We start from the raw sequence: 19,577 nt of genomic DNA, 5'->3' as shown, positions 1-19,577 counted from the left end.
ATAAAGTAATGAAGGAGAAAATTCTAATTGTTGAAGATGAATTTATTGTAGCCAATGATTTAAAAATCATGCTGCTAAAAGCGGGTTATGAAATAACGGGTATCGCTTCTTCTGTGGTTCAGGCCAGAAAACTTATAGTAGATAAAAGACCAGACTGGGTTTTACTCGATATTATGCTGAAAGGTGACCTCACCGGAATTGATCTTGCGTGGGAACTGCGCGAAATACAATTACCGTTTTTGTACATTTCTGCCAATACCAATCAAACTACTTTGGAAGCCGTAAAAGCAACGCATCCTTACGGATTTATGGTAAAACCATTTCGCGAGAGAGATCTTATTGTAATGCTCGACATTGCAAAATACAGATTTGGTCAGGAAAAAGGAACTTTGGCAGAGATTCCGCTTGATAATGAAAATGAAGAAATTGAAGGAATCATCGGAAAAAGCAGTCTCTTAAGAGAAGTGATTGAAAAAATTAAAATTGTAGCTCCAGCCGAAACTTCGGTATTGATTCTGGGCGAAAGCGGCACCGGAAAAGAAAGAGTAGCACATTCTATACACGATCTATCGGCACATAAATCAAATGCTATTGTAATTGTCAATTGTGCTGCTTTACCGCATTCGTTAATAGAATCGGAACTTTTTGGACATGAAAAAGGTGCTTTTACAGGCGCAAATTCGCTGCGGATCGGAAAGTTTGAGCAGGCAGATAACGGAACTATTTTTCTGGATGAAATTGGCGAACTGCCGCTTGATTCTCAGGTAAAATTATTGCGTGTGCTGCAGGAAAAAGAAATTCAGAGATTGGGAGGAAATAAAACGATCAAAATCAACGTTCGAGTGGTCGCCGCAACCAACAGATCACTGGAAAAAGAAGTTGCAGAAGGCCGTTTCAGACTTGATTTATATTATCGACTAAATGTCTTTCCGATTCAATTGCCGACATTAAAAGAACGCAAGGAAGACATTGAAGCTCTGGCAGATTATTTCCTTAAAAAATATGCGGCGAGTTCACGAAAAAATGTGAGCAGTATTAGTACTGCCGCTTTAAATCAGCTAAAAAACTACGACTGGCCGGGAAATATTCGCGAATTAGAACATTTGATCGAAAGAAATGTACTTCTTGCTAAAACAAGCGAAATCGAAAAGTTTGATCTTCCTTCTCATAATTCAAGTCCGTTAGAATTTAATAACGGTAAAATGAAGTCGATGGAAGAAATGGAAAAAGAACATATTATGAATGCACTTCAAATTTGCGAAGGCAAAGTTTCTGGTCCGGGCGGCGCAGCAGAACTCTTAAAAATGCAGCCACAGACTTTGTATTCAAAAATGAAAAAATTAGGTATAAAACAAGGATATAATTAATCTAGATTAAGCAGACTTAACTGCTAGCTTAACGAACTTTGTATTTATAAACCAAGACATAAAAAAATAAATATGGAAACAATAAAATTAGAATTAGACGAGAAAAAACACGGCGCTTTTAATCTTTATGTGGATGATAAAAAACTAGGCGAAATGACCGTAAGTATCAAAGACGATTTGCTAACCGTTTACCATACTGGAGTTGAACCAGAAGCCGAAGGAAAAGGATATGCAAAAAAACTTTTGGAAGAAATGGTTTCGTATGTTCGTAAAAACAATATGTTGGTTTTGGCACTTTGTCCTTATGTACACGCACAATTCAAAAGACATCCGGATGAATATCAGGATATCTGGAAAAAATAATTGAATAGCCACAGTTTTTAATAATTGTTTAAAAAAACTTTGCGCCTCTGCGACTTTGCGAGATTATTTTTTTTCTCAGCAACGAGAAATTTGCACGCAAAGTCGCAGAGGCGCAAAGTTTTACTCAGGTTTAAGCAACAAAAAATTAGCGTGATCTAACGCATTAATTAAAAAATAAACTTATGAATACAGAAATTATAACAGACGGTGTGCCTTTAAACGAAGCCAAAAAGGCTTTAATTATGATTCACGGCCGTGGTGCAGGCGCACATGATATTCTCTCAATTGCAAAACATCTTGAAGTTGAAAAATTTGCCTTAGCTGCACCACAGGCAGAAAACAGAACCTGGTATCCGTATTCATTTTTGGTACCGATTGAAGAGAATGAACCTTCGTTTTCGAAATCATTAGATGCTATTCATCAGGTTGTTGTGGCAATTCAGCAAAACGGAATCGAAAAAGAGAATATTTATTTCCTCGGATTTTCTCAGGGAGCTTGTCTTGCTTTAGAATTTACAGCCAGAAATGCTGCAAAATACGGAGGCGTTGTCGCTTTTACCGGCGGCCTTATCGGCGATAAAGTATATGAAAATCATTATGACGGAAACTTCGAAAATACACCAATTTTTATCGGAACAAGCGATCCAGATTTTCATGTTCCAGTAGAAAGAGTAAATGAAACTGCAGCGCTTTTAGAAAAAATGGGCGCTTCTGTGACTAAAAAAATCTATCCAAATATGGGACATACCATAAGTCAGGACGAAATAGATTTGGCTAATAAACTTGTTTTTGCAAAAAAATGATTCAGATAACACGAGTTTACAGCGATGCAAATGGCGAAAGTCATTTTGAAGACTTCGAAGTTCCGTTGAAAAACAATGGCGATATCGGATTTCTATCTGATGATGAACCTGTTAAATCTATTGTTTTTAGAGAAGTTAGTCCGTCTTACGATTACGATTTTCATAATGCGCCAGATCGTCAATATATTGTTTTACTAGAAGGCGGTGTAGAAATAGAAACTTCTTTGGGAGCAAAAAGAACTTTTGAAACAGGATCGATTTTATTGGTCGAAGACACGACAGGAAAAGGACACAAGACCAAAAATATTGAACCCAAACTGCGAAAATCAATATTTATAAAATTATAAATTAAATACTCGAAATAATTTAACCGCAAAGTCCGCAAAGTTTTATACTATTAGTTCTTTTATAAAAAAGGCAAAGTACGCAAAGCTTTGTCTAAAAACTTTGCGAACCTTGCGTAAAACCTTTGCGGGCTTTGCGGTTAATAATACAAAGAATAAAAAAATGGAAAAAGAAACTGTAAGAATAGAGAATTTCAGCGATGCCGTATTTGCAATTGCGATTACGCTTTTGGTTCTGGATCTTCATGCTCCCGAAACAAGCACGATAAAAAATGGCACTGAATTATTGTCTTTTTTAAAAGGAGAATGGACGTCGTATCTTGCTTTTACGCTTTCTTTTTTCAGTATTTTTATCATGTGGGTCAATCATCATAAGATCTTCAAACAGATTTACAGTCGTAATACGGCCATTATGTTTGCAAACGGATTGATTCTTTTTCTGGTTACAGCAGTTTCTTATCCAACTGCTTTATTAGCTCGTTTTTTTGAGGGCGAAGCTTCCAATATTGCGGTGGCGATTTATACGGGAATATTTGTACTTATCAATCTTTCGTACAATTTGTTGTGGTATACGGCGAGCAGTAACAAGAAACTTTTACGTCCTGAAATTACAAATTCGGCGATAAAAAAAATCAGAAACAATTATTTATACGGACTGCCGACTTATTTAATCGCTTTCGGAATTTCATTTCAGTATCCAACAGCAGCTTTGGTTATAAGTATGGCATTATTAATTTTCTGGGCCGTTTCTTCTGGAAAAATAAAGATGATTCAGGAATAAATTATTCAAAAAAATGTTCTTTTTTAATGCCTAATTTCTGCATTTTCGAAATTAGCGTTGTTCCGGGTAAATCTAATAAAACCGCTGCGCCCTGAGGTCCCGATATTCTTCCGCCGCATTTTTTTACTATTTTCAAAATATACTCTTTTTCTACTTCCTGTAATGTTTTAATAAAAAAATCATTTTCGAAAGCAGCGGATTCAGTTTTAAAATTTTCCGGGAAATTCATTTCTTTTATAACCTCATCTTTAGCAAACAAAATACTGCGTTCTACCATATTTTCGAGTTCACGCACATTTCCAGGCCAGACATTAGCCGTCATACTTTTGAGTACTTTTTTAGAAAAACCTTTTATCTTTTTTCCGATTCGCAGTGAATGTCTTTCTAAGAAAAAATTTCCTAAAACTTCTATATCTTCTGGTCGGTCTCGCAAAGCTGGAAGCGAAATCGGAAAAACATTCAATCGATAATATAAATCACTCCTAAAACGCCCTTCGGCAACTTCCTTTTCAAGTGATCTGTTGGTGGCTGCAATCACGCGGACATTTACTTTTATGGTGTTTTTACCGCTAATTCTTTCTATTTCTTTTTCCTGAAGCACACGAAGCAGTTTTCCCTGTAATTCTAAAGGGAGCTCCCCTATTTCATCCAAAAAAATAGTGCCGTTATCTGCCTGCTCAAACTTGCCAATTCTTAAATCTGAAGCTCCTGTAAACGCACCTTTTTCATGTCCGAATAATTCGCTTTCAATTAAATTTTCAGGAATCGAAGCACAATTTACTTTGACCATTCTTTCGTTGGATACTAAGGATAAGTTATGAATGGCGGCGGCAATCAACTCTTTTCCTGTTCCTGTTTCACCTGAAATTAAAACGGTAGATTGAGAAGCTGCCACTTGCGAAATCAATTCATACACATTCTGCATTGCATCGCTGTTTCCTACAATTCCCTGAAAACCTTGTTTATCTGCAATAATCGGTTCTTCCTTTTTTTCTATTGGATTTGTATTCAGAATTGTAAGCTCGCTTCTTTTGCTTTCGTATTCCTGAGTCAAAATAATATTTCTAACCGTTATAGAAAGCTGCATCGCAATTCCCCTCATAATTCGGCCGGATTCTCTGCTGAAAGTATTGGCATTTTTAAAGAACAGAAAAAGTACGTTTCTGTTTCCTTTTATATAAGGAAGGCAGATTCCTATTCCGTTTTTAAATCCTTTATTATTTGCAAGAGTAATGTGTGGAGGAAAATTATTCTTTTTTTCGTTTAGCATTTTCAGGTCAAAAACAACCGTATCGGCAGAATCCATACAAAGATCAAAAAAGCCGTCATTCATTATATGTTTTTTCAGCGCCGCATCTTTCTGCAAATATTGATAGAAAATGTGATATTCAGTTTCACTTTCTTCGGCGGAAGCCAAAATAAAATCTTCAAAAGAAAACTCATCTTTAAGAATACTGCTTACTGCATTGCCAAATTCATCTTTAGTCAGAGACTGAGAAAGTGTCGCGCAAATGGACAAAATCAACATTTGTTCTCGTTCTCTATCCTGCAATCGCTTCATAATAATTGCAGTTTGATCTGTCGGCTTTTCCATAAACAATAATTCGTGTGGTATTTTATGCGGTAACAGCGTAAATTTAAGAAATAGCTTTATTAAAATAATATTGATTTTTTAAATAAAACATATTTTGACTCATAAAATTACGATATATCGTATAGTTAGAAAAGATACATTAAACACAAACAACTAATATACAATGATTTATACACACGGAATAACATTTGCTTAAAATTAAACAATAAAAAAAAGTAACGGCTTTTTATTTCTTAATCTAGGTTAATCGATGCACAGCCATAACCGAAGTAAATTTGTAAAAGAAAATCAATAACAATTTAATACATAAAAACCATGGAAAATAAAATTTTAGGCTTACACCATATTACTGCAATTGCAGGTGACGCTAAACGCAACTTCAACTTTTACTCTAACATATTAGGATTACGTTTTATCAAAAAAACGGTAAATTTTGACGATCCGGGAACGTATCATTTTTACTTTGGTGATGAAGTGGGAAGCGCGGGAACAATCTTAACTTTTTTCCCTTGGGGAGATGCAATTCAGCAAGGAAGAAAAGGATCTGGAATGGCAACTGAAATTGGCTATTCTGTTCCAAAAGGAAGCTTGGACTTCTGGCAGAAACGTTTTGAGCAATACAATGTAATTTACAATAAACCGGCTGAAAAATTCGGAGAAAAATATCTTACTTTCTTAGATCCGGACGGATTAAAATTAGAGTTAATAGAATCTAAAACAGAAGATAACAGAAAACCCTGGGAAACAGACGAAGTAAAAGCAGCTGTGGCTACAAGAGGTTTCCATAACATTACTTTGACTTTAACCAGTATAAAAGCAACAGCAGCAATCTTAACCGAAATATTTGGTTATAAATTGATTGATCAGGATGTAAACCGTTACCGTTATGCAACAGATGCTGTAGAAAACGCTGCAATTGTTGACTTAGTAGAACTGCCGGAAGAAAAACGCGGTTTCAACGCCAACGGAACTGTTCATCACGTAGCTTTTAGAGTTCAAAACGATGAAATTTTAATGCACTTCCGTGAAAAAATCGAAGCTTACGGATTATCTATTACACCACAGATTGACAGACAATATTTCCACTCTCTTTATTTTAGAGAACCAGGAGGAGTTTTGTTTGAAATCGCTACAGATAACCCAGGTTTTATGGTAGATGAAAGCTTGGAGGAATTAGGTCAAAACTTAAAACTTCCGGCACAATACGAATCTGACAGAGCTGCTATTGAAGCGCATTTGGTTAAGATTAATTAATTCTGAAATAAATCTTTTATTTAATTTGTTAGAAAGCTGTCTATATTTTAGACAGCTTTTTTTTGTTCTTATAATTCCATAAAATGAAAAGTAAAAATAAAACAGCCCATACTATCAAAATAACTGAAAAGAATATAAATTGAATAGAAGAATGAAGATAGCTGGGTTTATAAAACAAATTTTCTACCGTATCGATCTTTTCTTTTAATTCATCTCTATCAAATGTATTTCTAATGGCATTTAGCGGTTCATCGTTATTATTACGATAGTAAAAAGCATCTTTGGTAAGTTCCTTTGGTTTTATCTGGCTTTCTATATTATATTTTTTAAATAAGGTATCCAGTTTATAAAAAGAATAAAGCAGTGAATCTACCTTGTATTTATAGAGGAGTTCATATCTTTTTACCGCATTTTGATGCTGTTGTTCTTCAATAGAAACATCAGAAATAGGTTTGTAAAGCATTTTATTTTCAAGGAAGATACAAATATCCTGATCGCTATCTGGATATACTAGTCGTCCTTTAAAAATGATTTCAGTACTGTCTTTTATTATTTTTTTAGAAATGATTCTTTTAGCAAATTCTTCTTTATCAAGTCCTAACCGTTCAAAGACAAAATCAGTGTTTTTATTAAATTTTTGATACGAAGAAGTCAGCATTTTTAAGGTATCAATACTGAAATAGTTCGTTTGTTGTGTAGAAAATTTTTCGCCGTGTATATCATAAAATGTCGTGTCTGTTTGTTCTAAAACAGGATAGGGCTCTGGATATAAAATGTTCTCATAATTAAACAATTTATTAGAACTGTATGAGGTGTAATTGTATAAAAACGGATTTAATACATTGAGCAGTGTTTTGTCTTTATTGAAATCTGTTTCTGATAATTCACTTTTTAATTTCGCATTTACTCCAAAGCTGTAACTTATAAAAAATGAAAAAGTTAGAAAAGAGATGAACAAAATTACAGCGCCAATTTTTAAAAGATTTACGGCATTATATCCTTGCTTGGAATGGTTTCGAAGTAAAAAAACCAGAAACAAAAGTAAAAATAAACCGCTGACAAAGAAATGAGAAATAGAAACATCATCAAAAAATTTGAATCTATAAAATTCGGTATAAATGTTTATTCCCTTTAAACCTATAAACGTTAAATATCCATATACAAAATAGGCAGCATGAATAAGAAATAATACAATAATAGATTTTACTAGAAACAGATTTAATTTTTTGTGCATATAATTGGTTTTAAAACGAGTTTATGAAAGTAAACAATTTCTTCAGGTCATGAAAGGCTTAATTTTATTTTATTTTTTACTCGTGGAGTTTCTGTAAAAAAAATATTTCCAATCTAACATTAAAGAAATTACTTAATGGGCTTAACTCCCTGGTGTGTAGGAATCACTTGTTTTATTGAACCATCTGGGTTGAATTCCAGTTTATCGATACACACTTCGCGGTGGAAACCTCCTGCCCGCCCCATTTTTATTCCGTTCGGATAAGAAAATCTATGATATGTAATATACCATTCGTCTTTATTTGGAATCTGAAGTACCGAATTATGACCTGTTGCATAAATTCCCTGATCTGGAATTCCCTGAATTACAATATTATTTTGTGGAATTTCGATTGGTCCTAAAGGTGATTTTGAAGTTCCGTATCGTACTTTATAATTTGGACTTCTGGTATCGTCTTCGCTCCAAAGGAAATAATAAATTCCTTTTCTGTAAATCACATAAGTGCCTTCGCGAAAGGTTTTATCAACGGCAATAACTTTTGTAGTTCCGGGTTTTAAGGAAATCATATCTTCGTTTAATTCTGCAACGCCTATATACATATTCCCCCAATACAAATAGCTTTTTCCGGTTTTAGGATCGGTAAAAACATCGGGATCTATTTCCTGACCGCCTTTTATGCCGTCGGGTTTTGCGTTTATTAATGCTTTTCCGCTGTCTTTAAATGGTCCCGCAGGATCGTCTGATGAAGCGACACCAATTTTTTGCGCACCTGTGAAATAATAAAAATACTTGTATTTTCCTTTTATCTTTTTCTCAATAATACAAGGTGCCCAAGCATTTCTGTCTGCCCACGAAACGTCTTTTTTAAGATCTAGAATTACTCCTTCGTCTTTCCAGTCTACTAAATTATCTGATGAAAAGGTTTTAAAATAATAGCCGCCCCAGTTGTCAAATCCGTCACTTGTTGGATAGATGTAATATTTTTTGGTTTTGTTCGAATATAAAATATCCGGATCTGCATAATACCCTTCTAAAACCGGATTATTATTAATCTTTGGTAATTGCTCCGGAGTTCCCCATTTTGCCGTTAATCGTTTCAATTCAGAACGAGTAATAGGAAGAATAGTTCCGTGACGCGGTTTAAAATCCATCGAAATGTCATTGTCAATAACCGAAAAGTTTTCTAAATCTTTACTTTTTGTAAACTGATACCTTCCTTTTTTGTAGACATCGTACATTAGAATGTAGTCATCAGAATTATTTAATTTGAATATACTTGAACCTTCAACAGATTCTTTGGTCTGCTGCAGATAATTGTCGTTTTCTGTCCAATTTCCAGAAATTAAATCGGTTGTTGAGGCTGATTTTATTCCCGGATTTTCAGTTTCTGTTTTATAGAAAAGATGGTACACACCGTCTTTTTCGATAATATCTCCATCGATACAAGCTTTTTCTGATTTTGGCACGAATAATAATTTCGGAGCACTTTCTAAAGCGGTGAAGTCTTTATTCGCGTAAGCGTAATAAATTTTATCAGGACCTCCGGCATGCTGCAGACTAAAGTAAATCAAGTACTTTCCTGCTTTTGAATCGTAAATGGTTTGCGGTGCCCAAACTCGTTTTAGATTTTCATTTCCGGGAAAAGCAGTCTGAATATTTACAACACTGCTTTTCCAATTTACCAAATCGGTACTTTTTAGCAAAATCATAGCACGGTTGCTGTCCCAGCCTTTTGAAGATGTCATATCGGTTAAAACCATGTAGAAAGTTTTACCGTCTTCTCCGCGTAAAATATGCGGATCGCGAACTCCTCCTGTCGAACTGATTATTTTGCTGTCTAAAACAGGTTTGTTATTATTTAAATGATAATAGTGGTAGCCATCTGTACTTACCGCATAACAAACTGCTTCTTCTTCAATCTTATTTCCTGTAAAATAAACAAATAAATAAGCTGTTAAATCTTTTTCGGCGATAACTGGCGGTACATCTTTATGGTCTTCCTGCGCTTGCAGCACACTAAAAAACGACATTAGTGCAATCAGGGTAAATTGTATTCTTTTCATTGTTTATTTCTGTTATTTCTGTTCTAAAAAAATAGTGCCGTTTCTTTATTTCACCTAAAACTTCATTATTTTTTGCCTTTTAATTTATACAAAACTGAAGCGTGCGCTTTTAGAACTGCTGTAATTTCTTTTGAAGATTGTTTTGATTTTTCGCCTGTCCAGATATTCAAAACTTCAACTGAACCAGAAAATCCAAGATCCGAAAGATTTACAGAAACATTTTGCGATTCCTGATCTGAAATATTAAATAAAGCCAGATAAACACTTCCGTCTTTTGGATTCTTTGAAGTCACGGCAATTTTCCCGTCTTTCTGGAAAAGCTGTTTTACATCTGTACTTTCGCTGTGCATTTTTACAACCTCTTTATTAGTCAATAATGATAAAGTAAAGACATCGTTGCTGGGCAGATCTCCTCCAAAAAACAACGGCGATTTAAAAATATTAAAGAATGTTATTAAAGTATATTGTTCGTCTTTTGTCAAACGCGTCATTCGGTCTTCACCGCGTTCTCCTCTTACCGAAATACGCCCAAGCGGAATCATATCACAATCCGGCCAGGTTCCCGGTGCGATATACGGATACCATTTTTGCGCAACATCCATTAAATGTGTAATATGAGGCCATGTATCCCAAACATCGTCTACCATTCTCCACATATTGGCATGTGTCGTTACGTGTGGCGCGGCACTAATTGGAGTTTCTCCCGGCGAAGTACTCAACACGATTCTGCGTCCGCATTTATCGATAGCGTTTCTGATTAAGTTGATTTCAGCTTCATGATAAGGTCTTGACAAATCGTCAATTTTAATAAAATCGACACCCCATTGCGCATACAATTCAAATATAGAATCGTAATATTCCTGTGCTCCTGGTTTGTCTGCAAGGATAGTAAAATTATCTTTCAGCCATTCGCATTGCAAAGCGGTTGTATAAATCTGATCTGCTGTAACGCCGTTTGCTCCTTTTATTGGAAGTTTATCTTCGATTGCTTTTTTAGGAATGCCGCGCATAATGTGGATTCCGAATTTTAAACCTTTTTTATGGATATAATCTGCCAGCGGTTTAAACCCATTTCCATCTTTTGCCGAAGGAAACCGATTGACTGCGGGAAGATATCTTCCGTACTGATCGATTACATACCTTGGATCTTTCTGGTTATAACCTCCGGCTTTATCATTTTCGACAAACCATCTAATGTCGACAACTACGTATTCCCAGCCAAATTTCTTTAGTTCTTTTGCCATATAATCGGCATTGGCTTTTACTTCGTGCTCTTCTACTGTAGGTCCGTAACAATCCCAGCTGTTCCAGCCCATTGGCGGGGTTTGTGCCCATTGTTTAAATTCTTCTTTTTGAAATGCTTTGGTTTGTGCGGCAGATGTGGCGAATAGAAAAAATGCTCCAATTGCCATCGTTAGTAAGTTTTTGTTTTTCATTGCTTTGTGGTTATGTGTAGTTTTTACACTTTAAATATAATAAAAAAAAATATCCCATTGCTTTTTTACTAATTAGTTGTTGCAATGGGATTTTTTTTATTTGAATTTTATCCAGGTATCCTCTCAATCGATGAGATCCCGATGAGACATAATTATTTCGGATTAATCGTTACCTCAACCGGTTTTAACCACTGACTTGTGAATTTTACTTTTATGGGTTCTGCACCATTTGCCTGAATATAAGCTGCAATGTGCCCGTGGAAAACTCTCTGTATATTGTCGGTATAATCCGTCATATCGCTGTTATTTCCTGCTTCGAGTCCCAATAAAGTTCCGGGACCAGTAATCGTACAAGTCACTTCATTGTCTGAAAGCATAACCGGAAAGCCATTTTGATCTTTTACCTGAACCATAATTTTGGCAACGCCTTTATCTTTACTGATCGTAATATCTTTTTCGGCAATTGTTAGTTCAACTGGCTGTTGTGTTGAATTAATTGCATAACGGCTGACCTCTTTATCGTTAGCATCCAAACCAACTGCTTCTAATTTTCCTGAAGCAAAAGGAATATCCCAATATATTATTCCGGTTTTTTCGTCATATTGTTTGGTTTCGCCAACCACTTTACCGTTCAATTCCAAACGTGCTTTTGTCGCATTGGTATAACAAACAACACGAATTTTTTGTTCAGCTTCGTAATTCCAAATTGCCCACGCGTCTTTAGAAATATCTTTATCATTTTTTAATGGATACGTTCCTAAATACGCCATTGGTTTATCCGACCATAAAGCTTGACGGAAATATCCCCGCGGTTTGATCACTCCTGCAAAATCAACTAAGCCAGAGTAAAATCCTCTTGAAGGCCATCTTCCCGATTCGCCTAAATAATCAATTCCTGTCCATAAAAACTGTCCAAAAATATGCTTGTTGTTTTTTACAGCCAGCCAAGGTTCCATGTCGTGAACATTTTCACTTCCGTAAATTACACGATTTGGATATTTTTGATGATCTGTCTGGTATTTACTTTCTGTATAATTGTAACCTGTTATATCCAGAGAACCAGGATATTCTGTTTCGTTAGACATCGCCACACCAGCTAAGCCTGCAGTGGTAGGACGGGATTTATCGTATTTTTTAACCGCGGCTACCAAACGTTTTGAAATCACTCCCAAACGCATTGCATCTGGTGCATCTTTTTTAAATCCACCGTAAGCGGCCTGCCCAAATCCGTTTTTTCCTTGATCTAAAACCGGATGCGAATAGGGATCATTTGGATAATCTACTTCATTACCAATACTCCATGCAAAGACTGAAAGATGATTTCTGTCACGGCGTACAAAATCTTCAAGATCTTTTTCTCCGTATTCTGCAAAAATATCAAACGTCCCCTGAAAACCCGGAGTTCCATAATTCCAGCCTTCCAGCCATTTGCGTTTTGGAAATTCCCATTCGTCATAAGCTTCATTCAAAACCAATAAACCTAACTCATCACAAAGTTCATAGAAATCGGGAGCCTGCGGATTATGACTCGTACGAATGGCATTTACGCCGATTTCTTTAAGAGTCTTTAATCTTGTTTTCCAAACTTCTCTGGGAACGGCAGAACCTAAAACTCCTGCATCATGGTGCAGGCAGACTCCTTTCATTTTCATCCATTTTCCGTTAAGCGCAAAACCGTTGTTGGGATCGAATGTGAAGTTTCTGAAACCGGTTTGTGTAATTGTTTTGTCAATCTCTTTACCGTCTTTTAAAACAGTTGTTTTAAGCTGATATAAATTCGGATTGTCCAAATCCCACAATTGAGGTTTTTTTACATTTATTTTAGCCAAAATTTTACCGTTTTGGTTTGCTGCTACTTCTATTTTAGAAGAAGCTTTTGCTGCCAATTTTCCATCTTTTGAAAACAGTTCGTTTACTACAGTCAAAGATGATTTTGAAGAAGAACCATTTTCCACATCAACCTCGACGTTCAAAATTCCGTTTCCTTTGGTTACTTCTGGATAGGCATACACTCCCCATTGCGCAATATGAACGGGATTTGCATACACAACCCACACATTTCTATAAATGCCAGAACCGCTGTACCATCTTGAATCTGCACTCTGGCTGTGATCTACACGAACAGAAATCACATTTTCTCCGCCGTATTTTACGAATGGTGTAGCATCATAAGCAAAAGAAATATATCCGTTCGGACGTTTTCCTAAAGAATGTCCGTTAAGAAAAACCTCGCTTCTGTTGTAAACTCCTTCAAAATACAAATAAACTTTCTCTCCTGATTTACTTTGCGGAATATCGATTGATTTTCTGTACCAGGCAATTCCACCGGGCAGATAACCTGTAGAACTCGCCAAAGTTGGACTTAACTGTCCTTTTACGCTCCAGTCGTGAGGCACATTTACCTGCTGCCATTTGCTGTCGTCAAAAGTGGTGTTTTTTGCATCTGGAGTTTCCTTATGATTGAACTTCCAGCTGTCATTGATTTTTTGAGAATCTCCAAATGATATCTGACTGCTTGCAGACAAATACGAAAAGAGTAAAACGGGTAATATGATTTTTTTTGTAAACACTATATTTCTTTTTTTTAGTTTTTTTCAGGTTTTCAGGTTTCAGTAATAACGATCGAATACAATAAAAACAACAATTGCGGTAAACAACCAAAATGGAATTCCCAATCGCAGCATAAGAGAACTCATTTTTTTATTTACTAAGCTTTCTTCAATATCGTTTTCATTAGAGTATTTAAAGGTTTTAAATAATAGAATCATAAAACTAACAATAAATCCGATAATTACGGGACCAGTAACAAAAAAAATACTCAAACAGCCAAGACCGTCACAGTCAAAATCTATTAAGAAACACAAATACCATATCGATAAAAATAAATATGCTAAAGACAGAAAAAAGTAAATTTTATATTTTATTTTCATCGTGTAAATTTATTTTATTAGTCTAAAAACAGAGAGCATTTTGTATCGCAATGATGAATTATCATGCTCTCCAAAATAAACAAACTGCCTGCGGGATTTGGTTTTTACTATTCTGATTTTCTTTTGGTTTTCAAACCTAAATTCTTCAGTTACTTTACGAGTCCAATTGCCTTTTTTGTCGTAAACATAAGTGTTATTTTTTTCCAATTTTATAAGTCCGCTTTTATCATATACTTTTGAACTCAATACATTTTTATTGGAGTCGTAAGTCCATGTTTTGGTTTGAAATTTATCTTCTAATTGTATCAAAAGTCCATTAGTATCATAAGAAAAACAAACTTCTTCGATCCAATTTTTTGAAAAATGTTTGGCAGGTTTGTTATGTTTATATGAAATCTTAGTGAGCTTATTTTCTGGATCATATATAAATTCTGCTTCATAGATAAGCTCGTCCTTATTTTTTTGAGAAAATGTTTTAGCATCTATAAATTGAAATTTATCCTTATAAGTTATAACAGTTTTTGATTGTTCGTATTTATTATTTCTAATTAGAATTTTCTGAATCTTTTTGTCTGAGTTTACAATATATTTGGATGTTTTTTGTTCGCTTCGTATCCATTCAGACTTCCGGCTACTATAAATTTCCTGCCCAATTATTTTTTCATATTGCAAATCTTCATCAAAAAAAATCTCGGTCAGACTTGATAAAGCATCTTTTATAGTCTTTGAAATTTGAATTGATTTTGGCTTTTTTAAACTATCCAGTAAAGTTATCTTCTCAATTTCTCCAGCTTGTTCTTCTATTATTTCAATCAATTCTAAGTTTTCAGAAAAGCTGTAAATCGTTTTCACATGAGAAAGATTTGAGTGTCTTTCTTTCTCTAAAATTATTTGCTGGGTTATGGTTTTGATCTTCGATTTTAGACCATAAAAAAATAAATATTCAATTCTGCTGATTTCATGATCATAAAAATGCAAATGTTTTGCAAGATCATTTGCTGTAACATAATCATTTTCTAAAAATTCTTTAGTGTAGAAAAGAGGATTTAAAAGGTTCAATCCATGAATAGTGCAAATTGGATCGCGCATAATTTTAATGTATTTGTAACAACTAAAATAGTAAAGAAAAAGCTTTTAATATTAAGATTGATTTATAAAAACAAAAAAAGAGAATCACAATAATTCTCTTTCTTTATAATATCAATAAACTAGAATTTAATCCAGTAAAAAAACAATCAATCCTCTTGCTCCATGCGCACCGAGCACTAGAGACTGCTCAATATCTGCCGTTTTTGAAGGTCCGGCAATAAAAGTCCCGAAACCATATTCCTGATTCCCAATCCTTTCATAAGCTTGGTGCATCGTTCTGATAATATTATTTTTCTGTACAATAATAGCCAGATACTGCGCTATAAATGGAGCTGCACGTTGTCCTAAAATATCATCTGTTACCCAAAGACCGCTGTTTTCTGCTACTCCAAAATGCGCTTTTATAATCGTAAGTTCTACATCCTGAAGCGAATGCGGATCATCATTTTTCCAATCTAAACGAGCAATTTCAGAAAGTTCGGGAACAGTCGTAATAATACGTTTTTGAAGCTCGTAATTATTCTTTATGTAAGTGATAATCTCATCATAATTAGACACTTCTACAAAATCTCCTCCAATATTTTTCAGAACTGTTTTATACGTTTCCAAAACATCAAACTGCTCAGAACCTAATACGCCTAAGTCTGGAAGATCTGAAGCAAAGCCGGGTTGGTTTTGTTTTATTTTATTTAAAATTGCAGCCTTACTACTCATTGTCCTTTGCTTTAGATTCTCTAGAATTTTTCTTGTACCATTCTCTAAATGACTCTTCGGGAACTTCAGGCATTTCGCGCTGATCGTACCATTTGTTCATTTTGTTATTTACCATTGCTGGAATATTTTTCATTACAAAACGTCCCGATTTACCAGCAATATTAAAGACAGTCGGGTTGGCTAAAACTGCTGCCATTGTTTTCATTGCAATGGTTTTAGACGCAGGCGTATGCCCTTCTTTTACCAAAACCTGACGCCATTTGTACAATTGGTCATGAATATCAATTTTTACCGGACAAACGTTGGTGCAAGAACCGCAAAGTGTGCTTGCAAACGGCAGGTCGGCATTTTTGCTCATGTCTAAATTTGGTGCCAAAATAGAACCAATTGGTCCTGCAACTGCATTATGATAACTGTGTCCGCCGCTTCGTCTGTAAACCGGGCAGGTATTCATACACGCACCACAACGAATACATTTTAAAGAATTTCTAAAATCTTCTCTTCCTAACTGCGTGCTTCTTCCGTTATCAACAATTACAATATGAATTTCTTTTCCGTCTCTGGGCTTTTTAAAATGACTTGAAAAAGTAGTTATGGGCTGTCCGGTTGCACTTCTGGCTAATAATCTAAGGAAAACGCCTAAATGTTTTCGCTGCGGAATTAGTTTTTCGAATCCCATAGAAGCAATATGAACATCTGCGAGATGCGCTCCCATATCTGCATTTCCTTCGTTGGTGCAAACCACAAATTCGCCTGTTTCTGCAATCGCAAAGTTTACTCCGGTCAAAGCTGCTTTTCTGGTTAAGAATGTATTTCTTAAACTATGACGCGCAGATTCTGTTAAATACTGCGGATTAAAATTTCCTTTTTCTGTTCCTAAATGCTCGTGAAAAGTCTCACTTACATCTTCTTTTTTAAGGTGAATTGCCGGCAGCACAATATGACTTGGCGGTTCTTTACGCAATTGCACAATATATTCTCCTAAATCTGAATCGATTACTTCAATGCCTTTTTCTGCTAAATAATCATTTAAATGGCATTCTTCTGTAAGCATAGATTTTGATTTTACCATCTGTTTTACATTGTGTTTTTGTAAAATAGAATGTACAATTTCGTTATGCTCTTTTCCGTCGGCCGCCCAATGTACAACGATTCCGTTTTCTAATGCTTTTTCTTCAAACTGAACTAAATAATCGTGAATATTAGAAAGCACATTATTTTTAATCTTCGAAGCTGTTTCGCGAAGTAATTCCCAGTCTGCTATTTGGTTTGCAGATCGATCACGTTTTTCACGAACAAACCAAAGCGTTTCGTCGTGCCAGTTTACACGTGCTTCATCTTTATTAAAAACGGAAGCGGCCTGACTGTGATCTAATGTTTTTTTTGAAGACATTTTTTATCTTTTAATTCTGAGCCGAATTTAATATTTCGGCAATATGAATGGTTTTTACACGACTGTTTTGTCTCTTTAAAATTCCTTCTAAATGCATTAAACAAGACATATCTCCTCCAGTTATATAATCTACCTGATGATTTTCATGATCTTTAATACGATCTTTTCCCATTTTTACAGAGACTGCTTCTTCTGTTACACAAAATGTACCTCCAAAACCGCAGCATTCGTCTTTTCGCGAAAGCGAAACCAAATCTAATCCTTTTATATTATGAAGTAATTGTTCTGGTTTTGAGAAAAACGGAGCATTTAGCTCGCTCATCTGCGAAAGTTTTAAACCTCGCTGACCGTGACAGCTTTGGTGGATTCCTACTCTAAAAGGAAAGTTTCCGTCGATATGATCTACTTTAAGGATATCGGTAATAAATTCGGTAAGTTCGTAAACTTTATTTCTGATTTCTGTAGCTTTATCTTCTTGTTTTTCATCGTGCAAATGATCTTTTACATGAAGAACACAACTTCCAGATGGGCAGACAATATAATCAAAACCAGAAAAATTAGAGACAAAGTTGGCATCGCATCCTTTTGTTAAGTGAGCATAACCGCTGTTTGCCATAGGCTGTCCGCAGCAGGTTTGGCCCATCGGAAAATGCACTTCGCAACCTAATTTTTGTAAAAGTTCGTAAGTTGCGATCGCTACTTTTGGGTAAAATTGGTCGACATAACAAGGTATAAAAAGTCCAATTTTCATATTGTAGTATTTATTATGTTGTTCATTAGGCTTGTACAGTAAAAACGCTAAATATTTGTTTCTTCAGCAAATTTACGACATAGATGCTGCATTTACCTAATGTTTGTAAAATTTCAAATCAATTAAATCATTTTGAATTGGTTTTGGATTCCAATTTTGATGAATTGCCAGCGCTGCGCCCAAAGCACTTGCTTGTGCCATAGATGCCGCGTAGACTTCTACATCCGGATAAGCCTCTGCAAGTAAATTCATAAATATTGAATTTTTGCTGAAACCTCCATCTACAAATATCTTCTTTACCGGACTGTTGTGTATGACTAAATTGGTCGAAAAAACCTGCTGTTCTACCAAATCCAGCATCAATTGATGATAAGCGGTTTCGTAATCCTTATAATGAGAAAGATCTCTTTTCTGAAATGGGCATTCCTTTAAAATATCAAAATCGTATTTCTTAGGATAAACAATCGTAAAATTTAGTGCTCGTAAAGTCGAAACCAATTTTTTGTCAAAATAAACATTCTTATACGTATCCAGCGGTACATTAAAATGTGCAGCTAATCTTTTTGTCTGAATTTCATGTTCGTTTCCGGAGAACAAACGCGCTGCTTTTACGGGCTTTTCTGTATATTGAAGATAGCACAGGCAATCGTGCTGTAATTCTTCAAAAGTCAGTGGTTTAGTATTGAATGGATTGAGTGAAATACTCCAGGTTCCAGTCGATAATAAAACAAATGGCTCTGTAAAATTGATGGTGTAAGGAATTATTGCCGATGAACTATCGTGAAGTCCAACTCCGATAGCAAGACCGTTTTCGTCTTTTATAACATCTTTACCGTAATGAAGCTGCGGAATTTTATCTGAAATATTTTCTTTTTGAAGCCATTTATGATATTTCATTTTTTTGAAATTCCACAAATTAGTATGGCAGCCAATACTTGTAATATCGGCATACGCTTCATTGGTAAGAATAAAACTTAAAAACTGAGGAAGATGCAGACAGTATTTTACCTGATCAAATAATGCTGGATTTTCTTCTTTAAGCCTGTAAATCTGCATTCCGGAATTCAAACTTCCTAAAACTGGAGAAGCTGTTTTTACTGCAAACTTTTCTTCTCCTTTGTATTTTTTATAAAAATCGGATTTTAATTCCTCCGGATAATCTTTTAAGTAATTATACAGAGGAGTTAAAACTTTTCCGTTGTGATCTATATAAACAAAACTAGCGCCGTAAGTGCTGAAATTGATTGCTTTTAAAACATAATCATTTAAGTTTTTTATTTCTGATAATCGATCGAGAATCCATTTTTGGAGCACCTCGATATCTTCGCATGGAAAACCGTCTTCGTCTGTGGTTTCATCCAGATTTACCGACTTTTCCCAGACAATTTTATAATTTTCATCAAATAAAAAAACTTTTTTGTTTGTTTTACCAATATCAAAAATTGCAACTACATTCATTAT

The 19,577-nt window shown here is 35.0% G+C and carries 17 protein-coding genes; 6 read left to right on the top strand and 11 right to left on the bottom strand.

What is annotated here, in order from left to right; genetic code table 11:
• Nucleotides 1-8 precede the first annotated feature (8 nt).
• From B0A68_RS06550 to B0A68_RS06530, 5 genes are all read left to right on the top strand, one after another.
• Nucleotides 9-1,367 carry a sigma-54-dependent transcriptional regulator gene (locus B0A68_RS06550; protein ID WP_035689019.1) on the top strand — a complete coding sequence of 453 codons (1,359 nt, stop codon included), beginning with the start codon at nucleotides 9-11 and terminating at the stop codon, nucleotides 1,365-1,367.
• 72 nt (nucleotides 1,368-1,439) lie between these two features.
• Nucleotides 1,440-1,730 carry a GNAT family N-acetyltransferase gene (locus tag B0A68_RS06545; protein WP_035689016.1) on the top strand — a complete coding sequence of 97 codons (291 nt, stop codon included), beginning with the start codon at nucleotides 1,440-1,442 and terminating at the stop codon, nucleotides 1,728-1,730.
• Nucleotides 1,731-1,912: 182 nt separating this feature from the next.
• Entirely contained in the window at nucleotides 1,913-2,533 is a 621-nt protein-coding gene (locus B0A68_RS06540) for an alpha/beta hydrolase (protein ID WP_035689012.1), read from the top strand.
• A complete protein-coding gene (locus tag B0A68_RS06535) occupies nucleotides 2,530-2,880 on the top strand; it encodes a cupin domain-containing protein (protein ID WP_035689009.1) in 351 nt (116 codons plus the stop codon). Before B0A68_RS06540 ends, B0A68_RS06535 begins: the two co-directional genes overlap by 4 nt.
• 160 nt (nucleotides 2,881-3,040) lie before the next feature.
• Entirely contained in the window at nucleotides 3,041-3,658 is a 618-nt protein-coding gene (locus tag B0A68_RS06530) for a TMEM175 family protein (protein WP_035689474.1), read from the top strand.
• A gap of 1 nt (nucleotide 3,659) precedes the next feature.
• Here B0A68_RS06530 and B0A68_RS06525 read toward each other — a convergent pair whose 3' ends face one another.
• Nucleotides 3,660-5,252 carry a sigma-54 interaction domain-containing protein gene (locus B0A68_RS06525; protein ID WP_035689006.1) on the bottom strand — a complete coding sequence of 531 codons (1,593 nt, stop codon included), beginning with the start codon at nucleotides 5,250-5,252 and terminating at the stop codon, nucleotides 3,660-3,662.
• A gap of 315 nt (nucleotides 5,253-5,567) precedes the next feature.
• Here B0A68_RS06525 and B0A68_RS06520 point away from each other — a divergent pair, with 315 nt between their 5' ends.
• Nucleotides 5,568-6,506 carry a ring-cleaving dioxygenase gene (locus tag B0A68_RS06520; RefSeq protein WP_035689004.1) on the top strand — a complete coding sequence of 313 codons (939 nt, stop codon included), beginning with the start codon at nucleotides 5,568-5,570 and terminating at the stop codon, nucleotides 6,504-6,506.
• Nucleotides 6,507-6,546: 40 nt separating this feature from the next.
• On the opposite strand, the gene B0A68_RS06515 is transcribed toward B0A68_RS06520, so the two are convergent.
• From B0A68_RS06515 to B0A68_RS06470, 10 genes are all read right to left on the bottom strand, one after another.
• The gene (locus B0A68_RS06515) at nucleotides 6,547-7,740 is read right to left on the bottom strand and encodes a hypothetical protein (protein ID WP_035689003.1); all 1,194 of its coding nucleotides are present in this window, start codon (nucleotides 7,738-7,740) and stop codon (nucleotides 6,547-6,549) included.
• 128 nt (nucleotides 7,741-7,868) lie between these two features.
• On the bottom strand, nucleotides 7,869-9,803 hold the full coding sequence (locus B0A68_RS06510) for a family 43 glycosylhydrolase (RefSeq protein ID WP_035689002.1): 1,935 nt from the start codon (nucleotides 9,801-9,803) through the stop codon (nucleotides 7,869-7,871).
• 65 nt (nucleotides 9,804-9,868) lie between these two features.
• Nucleotides 9,869-11,239 (bottom strand): glycoside hydrolase family 27 protein, encoded by a 1,371-nt coding sequence (locus B0A68_RS06505; protein ID WP_035689001.1) that lies wholly within the window; start codon nucleotides 11,237-11,239, stop codon nucleotides 9,869-9,871.
• A 152-nt stretch (nucleotides 11,240-11,391) separates the two neighbouring features.
• Nucleotides 11,392-13,809 (bottom strand): sugar-binding domain-containing protein, encoded by a 2,418-nt coding sequence (locus B0A68_RS06500; protein ID WP_035688999.1) that lies wholly within the window; start codon nucleotides 13,807-13,809, stop codon nucleotides 11,392-11,394.
• A 39-nt stretch (nucleotides 13,810-13,848) separates the two neighbouring features.
• Nucleotides 13,849-14,169, bottom strand: coding sequence for a hypothetical protein (locus tag B0A68_RS06495; RefSeq protein ID WP_035688996.1), 321 nt, complete (start codon nucleotides 14,167-14,169; stop codon nucleotides 13,849-13,851).
• A gap of 9 nt (nucleotides 14,170-14,178) precedes the next feature.
• On the bottom strand, nucleotides 14,179-15,258 hold the full coding sequence (locus tag B0A68_RS06490) for a hypothetical protein (protein WP_035688994.1): 1,080 nt from the start codon (nucleotides 15,256-15,258) through the stop codon (nucleotides 14,179-14,181).
• A gap of 126 nt (nucleotides 15,259-15,384) precedes the next feature.
• Nucleotides 15,385-15,972, bottom strand: a complete 588-nt coding sequence (locus B0A68_RS06485; protein ID WP_035688991.1) for a LutC/YkgG family protein — start codon at nucleotides 15,970-15,972, stop codon at nucleotides 15,385-15,387.
• On the bottom strand, nucleotides 15,965-17,365 hold the full coding sequence (locus tag B0A68_RS06480) for a lactate utilization protein B (protein WP_035688988.1): 1,401 nt from the start codon (nucleotides 17,363-17,365) through the stop codon (nucleotides 15,965-15,967). The genes B0A68_RS06485 and B0A68_RS06480 overlap by 8 nt, the downstream gene beginning before the upstream one ends.
• Nucleotides 17,366-17,375: 10 nt before the next feature.
• Nucleotides 17,376-18,116, bottom strand: a complete 741-nt coding sequence (locus B0A68_RS06475; RefSeq protein WP_035688985.1) for a (Fe-S)-binding protein — start codon at nucleotides 18,114-18,116, stop codon at nucleotides 17,376-17,378.
• Between the two features lie 96 nt (nucleotides 18,117-18,212).
• Nucleotides 18,213-19,574 carry an FGGY-family carbohydrate kinase gene (locus B0A68_RS06470; protein WP_035688983.1) on the bottom strand — a complete coding sequence of 454 codons (1,362 nt, stop codon included), beginning with the start codon at nucleotides 19,572-19,574 and terminating at the stop codon, nucleotides 18,213-18,215.
• Nucleotides 19,575-19,577: the final 3 nt, after the last annotated feature.

The sequence above is a fragment of the Flavobacterium reichenbachii genome (assembly GCF_002217435.1).
GTDB classification, from domain to species: Bacteria; Bacteroidota; Bacteroidia; order Flavobacteriales; family Flavobacteriaceae; genus Flavobacterium; species Flavobacterium reichenbachii.
This window is presented reverse-complemented; position numbering and strand designations above follow the sequence as displayed.